Genomic DNA, 6,261 nt, shown 5'->3' on the forward strand with positions numbered 1-6,261 from the left:
CTTTGCAACCCGCAAGAAAGGAAGAAAAGAGGGGATTGAAAAGCGGGAAACGGGACTTAGAAAAATAAAAAAAATAAGTTTTGGAAATAAGAAAAAGGTTTTTACCTTTGCACTCCCGAAACGAAGGAAGGAAAAAAGCGGAAACGCTGAGAGAGAAAGCGGGGAGGGCCAAAGCGATTTTGGCCAGTTAAAAAAGAGAAAGTTGACAGCGGTTAACGAGTAACAAAAGAGAAGAAAGCTAACGCAGGTTGGTGAGTAAACAAAGAGAGAAGCCGGAGCGATTCCGGCGGACAAAAATGAAAAGTTAGGCCGAATGTAAATGAGGCAAAACATATAAGGCGGAACTGAGATAGGGAAGCTGAGAAGTTCTTTTAAGAAATAGAAAATCATGTAGTGTAACAATCGGAAGATGCGCTTCGGCAAGTCGGAAGAAAAGTTATGAGAAAACGAGAGAAACTGTATAAAGATACATTATATACAGATTCTATTATTAATAATAGGGTCAGTGACAAACAAAACATTTTACAATGGAGAGTTTGATCCTGGCTCAGGATGAACGCTAGCGGCAGGCCTAATACATGCAAGTCGGACGGGATTGGAGAGCTTGCTTTCCATGAGAGTGGCGCACGGGTGCGTAACACGTATGTAACCTACCTTGTTCAGGGGGATAGCCTCTCGAAAGAGAGATTAAGACCGCATAACATCATTGACTGGCATCTGTTAATGATCAAATATTTATAGGAACAAGATGGGCATGCGGAACATTAGCTAGTTGGTAAGGTAAAGGCTTACCAAGGCTACGATGTTTAGGGGATCTGAGAGGATGACCCCCCACACTGGTACTGAGACACGGACCAGACTCCTACGGGAGGCAGCAGTAAGGAATATTGGTCAATGGGCGGAAGCCTGAACCAGCCATGCCGCGTGCAGGAAGACGGCCCTACGGGTTGTAAACTGCTTTTATACCGGAATAAACCTTTCTTCGTGAAGAAAGCTGAATGTACGGTAAGAATAAGGATCGGCTAACTCCGTGCCAGCAGCCGCGGTAATACGGAGGATCCAAGCGTTATCCGGATTTATTGGGTTTAAAGGGTGCGTAGGTGGTTCTTTAAGTCAGGGGTGAAAGACGGTAGCTTAACTATCGCAGTGCCTTTGATACTGAAGAACTTGAATACACTAGAGGTAGGCGGAATGTGACAAGTAGCGGTGAAATGCATAGATATGTCACAGAACACCAATTGCGAAGGCAGCTTACTATGGTGTCATTGACACTGAGGCACGAAAGCGTGGGGATCAAACAGGATTAGATACCCTGGTAGTCCACGCCCTAAACGATGAATACTCGATGTTGGCGATATACGGTCAGCGTCTAAGCGAAAGCGTTAAGTATTCCACCTGGGGAGTACGCCCGCAAGGGTGAAACTCAAAGGAATTGACGGGGGCCCGCACAAGCGGAGGAGCATGTGGTTTAATTCGATGATACGCGAGGAACCTTACCCGGGCTTGAAAGTTAGTGAATTGAGCAGAGACGCTCAAGTCCTTCGGGACACGAAACTAGGTGCTGCATGGCTGTCGTCAGCTCGTGCCGTGAGGTGTTGGGTTAAGTCCCGCAACGAGCGCAACCCCTATGTTTAGTTGCCAGCACGTCAAGGTGGGGACTCTAAACAGACTGCCTATGCAAATAGAGAGGAAGGAGGGGACGACGTCAAGTCATCATGGCCCTTACGTCCGGGGCTACACACGTGCTACAATGGGCAGTACAGAGGGCAGCTACCTGGCAACAGGATGCCAATCTCCAAAAGCTGTTCACAGTTCGGATCGGGGTCTGCAACTCGACCCCGTGAAGTTGGATTCGCTAGTAATCGCGTATCAGCAATGACGCGGTGAATACGTTCCCGGGCCTTGTACACACCGCCCGTCAAGCCATGGAAGCTGGAAGTGCCTGAAGTGCGTAACCGCAAGGAGCGTCCTAGGGTAAAGTCGGTAACTGGGGCTAAGTCGTAACAAGGTAGCCGTACCGGAAGGTGTGGCTGGAATACCTCCTTTCTGGAGCAGTTTCCCTTAAGTAACATAACAGTGTTACCTACATGATTATTTCTTAAAATTAGATAAGGAGATGTTAGATATGAGATCTGAGACGCAAGTTTCAGTGTCGATGTCTGGTAGCTCTGCTATCTATTATAAACACAAAAAGGAAACCCAAAAGATGAAGCCATCTATGTGGAGCGAAGCCGAAAGGTGAGCGAAGGATCAGGTTGGCAGGATGCAGTCCAAAGTCGGAGGTCATGAGTCAGAAAAGACTTAAGACTCAGAACTTAAGACTCAGAACTGCAAACTAAACAAAAAGTCCTGTAGCTCAGCTTGGTTAGAGCACTACACTGATAATGTAGGGGTCAGCAGTTCAAATCTGCTCGGGACTACTATAATGGTAAGTTAAAAGTCAAAAGGAAAAAGTCAAAACTGCAAAGCAATGACATAATGACCGGATGATATAATGACGAAAAACATCTTAAGGGGGATTAGCTCAGCTGGCTAGAGCACCTGCCTTGCACGCAGGGGGTCAACGGTTCGAATCCGTTATTCTCCACACACCCTCCGTTTTCCGAAAGGAATAGGATATCATGCAAATGACCATTTAATTGGAATGGGGTAAAGTTCTTTGACATATTGGAAGAAGTAATTGAAAAAGAGAAGACAACAGTATAGAGACGGTTGTTGGCTGTTAGAAATTACATGTTATAGGCAACGGGCAACCGGAACCAGACAACACGTAACGGACAACACGGCAATCTGATCAAAAAAGCATACCATACGAGCAAAAGCGTATGAGTAGAAGAAAGTAAGAAAGGGTACACGGGGGATGCCTTGGCTCTCAGAGGCGATGAAGGACGTGATAAGCTGCGATAAGCCGCGGGGATCAGCAAATATGAATTGATCCGCGGATTTCCGAATGGGGAAACCTAATTAGTTGAAGACTAATTGCATAAATGCGCGAACCTGCTGAACTGAAACATCTAAGTAAGCAGAGGAAGAGAAAACAATAGTGATTTCCTGAGTAGTGGCGAGCGAAAGGGAAGAAGCCCAAACCTATTATGTTACGGCATAATAGGGGTTGTAGGACCACAACATGAATATCAAAATGAACCGGAACGGGGTGGGAAACCCGGCCATAGAGCATGAGAGCTGCGTACGGGTAAGTAATGATAGGATAGTGGGATCCTGAGTACCGCGAGGTCGGAGACGCCTTGTGGGAATCTGCCGGCACCATCCGGTAAGGCTAAATACTCCTGAGAGACCGATAGTGAACCAGTACCGTGAGGGAAAGGTGAAAAGAACCCCGAACAGGGGAGTGAAATAGAACCTGAAACCGTGTACTTACAAGCGGTCGGAGCGGACTTGTTCCGTGACGGCGTGCCTTTTGCATAATGAGCCTACGAGTTACTCTTTCCTGGCAAGGTTAAGTGTTTAAGACACGGATCCGAAGCGAAAGCGAGTCTGAATAGGGCGTATAGTCAGGGGAGGTAGACGCGAAACCTTGTGATCTACCCATGGACAGGTTGAAGGTGCCGTAACAGGTACTGGAGGACCGAACCGATAAACGTTGAAAAGTTTCCGGATGATTTGTGGGTAGGGGTGAAAGGCTAATCAAACTGGGAAATAGCTCGTACTCCCCGAAATGTTTTTAGGAACAGCCTGGCGGTTGAGTTATTCAGAGGTAGAGCTACTAATTGGGTGCGGGGGAGTCAAATCCTACCAAATCCAGATAAACTCCGAATGCTGAATAATATACGCTGGAGTGAGGCTCTGGGTGCTAAGGTCCAGGGCCGAGAGGGAAAGAACCCAGACCATCAGCTAAGGTCCCCAAATTACTGCTAAGTTGAACTAACGAGGTCCGATTGCACAGACAGCTAGGATGTTGGCTTGGAAGCAGCCATTCATTTAAAGAGTGCGTAACAGCTCACTAGTCGAGCGATCGGGCATGGATAATAAACGGGCATCAAGCAGTATACCGAAGCTATGGATTTGCAGCAATGCATCTGGTAGGGGAGCATTCTATTATCCGGCGAAGCAGGAGGGACAACCGACTGTGGAGGGAATAGAAAAGCAAATGTAGGCATAAGTAACGATAAGGCGGGAGAGAAACCCGCCCACCGAAAGACTAAGGTTTCCTGATCAACGCTAATCGGATCAGGGTTAGTCGGGGCCTAAGGTGAAGCCGAAGGGCGTAGCCGATGGACAACTGGTTAATATTCCAGTACTTTTTATAACTGCGATGCGGTGACGGAGTAGTGACACTGACGCGAACTGACGGAATAGTTCGTTAAAGGCCGTAGGTATATGGACTGTAGTTAAGTACGCAGACCATGCTGAAAGCTGATAGTACTTGAAACCTTCGGGGGACGAGATAGTTCAGGTAATCAGACTTCCAAGAAAACCCGCTAAGCTTCAGGTTATAAAAACCCGTACCGTAAACCGACACAGGTAGTCGAGGAGAGAATCCTAAGGTGCTCGAGTGAATCATGGCTAAGGAACTCGGCAAAATGGCCCTGTAACTTCGGGAGAAGGGGCGCTTTCAGCAATGGAAGCCGCAGTGAAAAGGCCCAGGCGACTGTTTAACAAAAACACATGGCTTTGCAAAATCGAAAGATGACGTATAAGGCCTGACACCTGCCCGGTGCCGGAAGGTTAAGAGGGGATGTTAGTCGCAAGGCGAAGCATTGAATCGAAGCCCCGGTAAACGGCGGCCGTAACTATAACGGTCCTAAGGTAGCGAAATTCCTTGTCGGGTAAGTTCCGACCTGCACGAATGGTGTAACGATCTGGGCGCTGTCTCAGCCATGAGCTCGGTGAAATTGTGGTATCGGTGAAGACGCCGGTTACCCGCAACGGGACGGAAAGACCCCATGCACCTTCACTACAACTTAACATTGATATCGGATACAGGATGTGTAGGATAGGTGGGAGACTGTGATCTGGCTTCGCTAGGAGTCAGTTAGTCAACGTTGAAATACCACCCTTTCTGTATTTGGTGTCTAACCCTGCATAGCGGGGGACATTGTTTGGCGGGTAGTTTGACTGGGGTGGTCGCCTCCAAAAAGGTAACGGAGGCTTTCAAAGGTAAGCTCAGTACGCTTGGTAACCGTACGTGGAGTGCAATAGCATAAGCTTGCTTGACTGTGAGGCAGACAAGCCGAGCAGGGTCGAAAGACGGATATAGTGATCCGGTGGTTCTGCATGGAAGGGCCATCGCTCAAAGGATAAAAGGTACGCTGGGGATAACAGGCTGATCTCCCCCAAGAGCTCATATCGACGGGGAGGTTTGGCACCTCGATGTCGGCTCGTCACATCCTGGGGCTGGAGAAGGTCCCAAGGGTTGAGCTGTTCGCTCATTAAAGTGGCACGCGAGCTGGGTTCAGAACGTCGCGAGACAGTTCGGTCCCTATCTGTTGTGGGCGCAGGAAGTTTGAGTGGGGCTGACCTTAGTACGAGAGGACCGGGTTGGACTAACCTCTGGTGAATCTGTTATGGCGCCAGCTGTATTGCAGAGTAGCTACGTTGGGAATAGATAAGCGCTGAAAGCATCTAAGTGCGAAACTAGCCACAAGATGAGACTTCCATTGAGGGTCGTAGGAGACTACTACGTTGATAGGTCATAGGTATAAAGGTGGTGACATCATAGCCAAGTGATACTAATTGCCCGAAGCTTTCTCATAGCAGGTAATAATGGTGAGTGTGCCTTTGGGTACACTCACTGCAAAAACTAATACTGTTGTTTTCTCTGACTCAACTGCTTCTTTCAATAATATGTCATTGTTTATCGGGATCGGGTGTCCGGTTGCGGGTTAAGGGTAAAACTGAAACCAGGCAACACAAACCACGAACCAGAAAACATTAAAAATATTCAGGTGCCTATATCGGCGGTGTCTACCTCTTCCCATTCCGAACAGAGAAGTCAAGCCCGCCAGAGCCGATGGTACTGCGGTAAAACGTGGGAGAGTAGGTCGGTGCCCAATCTTAAATCAAGCCCTTGCTGGAAACAGTCAAGGGCTTTTTTTGTGCAATCAACTTTCCTCCCAGGTGTTCATATGCACATCCGTGAACGCGAAGGAACACCAATGAACGCCTGGTAATCAGGTATATACATTTGTAACCCTACTTGCAAAACGCTGTCACCACTGAATAAAAAGAAAGCCTGGGGTAGTGTGATTCCTTCCCTGGGGAAGGGGGGAGGAAGGGGTTTAGTAAGCATTGCAAGTTTGT

1 protein-coding gene, 2 tRNA genes and 3 rRNA genes are annotated in these 6,261 nt (G+C 48.0%); all 6 read left to right on the forward strand.

Going from position 1 to position 6,261, the window contains the following annotated elements:
• Window positions 1-223, forward strand: a 223-nt coding sequence (locus tag M2273_RS30680; protein WP_429402216.1) for a hypothetical protein, incomplete at its 5' end; no start/stop codon positions are given.
• A 301-nt stretch (window positions 224-524) separates the two neighbouring features.
• Window positions 525-2,046 (forward strand): 16S ribosomal RNA (locus M2273_RS30685).
• A 299-nt stretch (window positions 2,047-2,345) separates the two neighbouring features.
• A tRNA-Ile gene (locus M2273_RS30690) sits at window positions 2,346-2,420 on the forward strand.
• 93 nt (window positions 2,421-2,513) lie between these two features.
• Window positions 2,514-2,587: transfer RNA gene (locus M2273_RS30695), tRNA-Ala, on the forward strand.
• Window positions 2,588-2,833: 246 nt separating this feature from the next.
• Window positions 2,834-5,713, forward strand: a 23S ribosomal RNA gene (locus M2273_RS30700).
• A 189-nt stretch (window positions 5,714-5,902) separates the two neighbouring features.
• A 5S ribosomal RNA gene (rrf, locus tag M2273_RS30705) occupies window positions 5,903-6,014 on the forward strand.
• The 16S, 23S and 5S rRNA genes sit together here with 2 tRNA genes alongside, the layout of an rRNA operon.
• Window positions 6,015-6,261 lie beyond the last annotated feature (247 nt).

The organism is Mucilaginibacter lappiensis (assembly GCF_050433765.1).
Taxonomy (GTDB): domain Bacteria; phylum Bacteroidota; class Bacteroidia; order Sphingobacteriales; family Sphingobacteriaceae; genus Mucilaginibacter; species Mucilaginibacter lappiensis_A.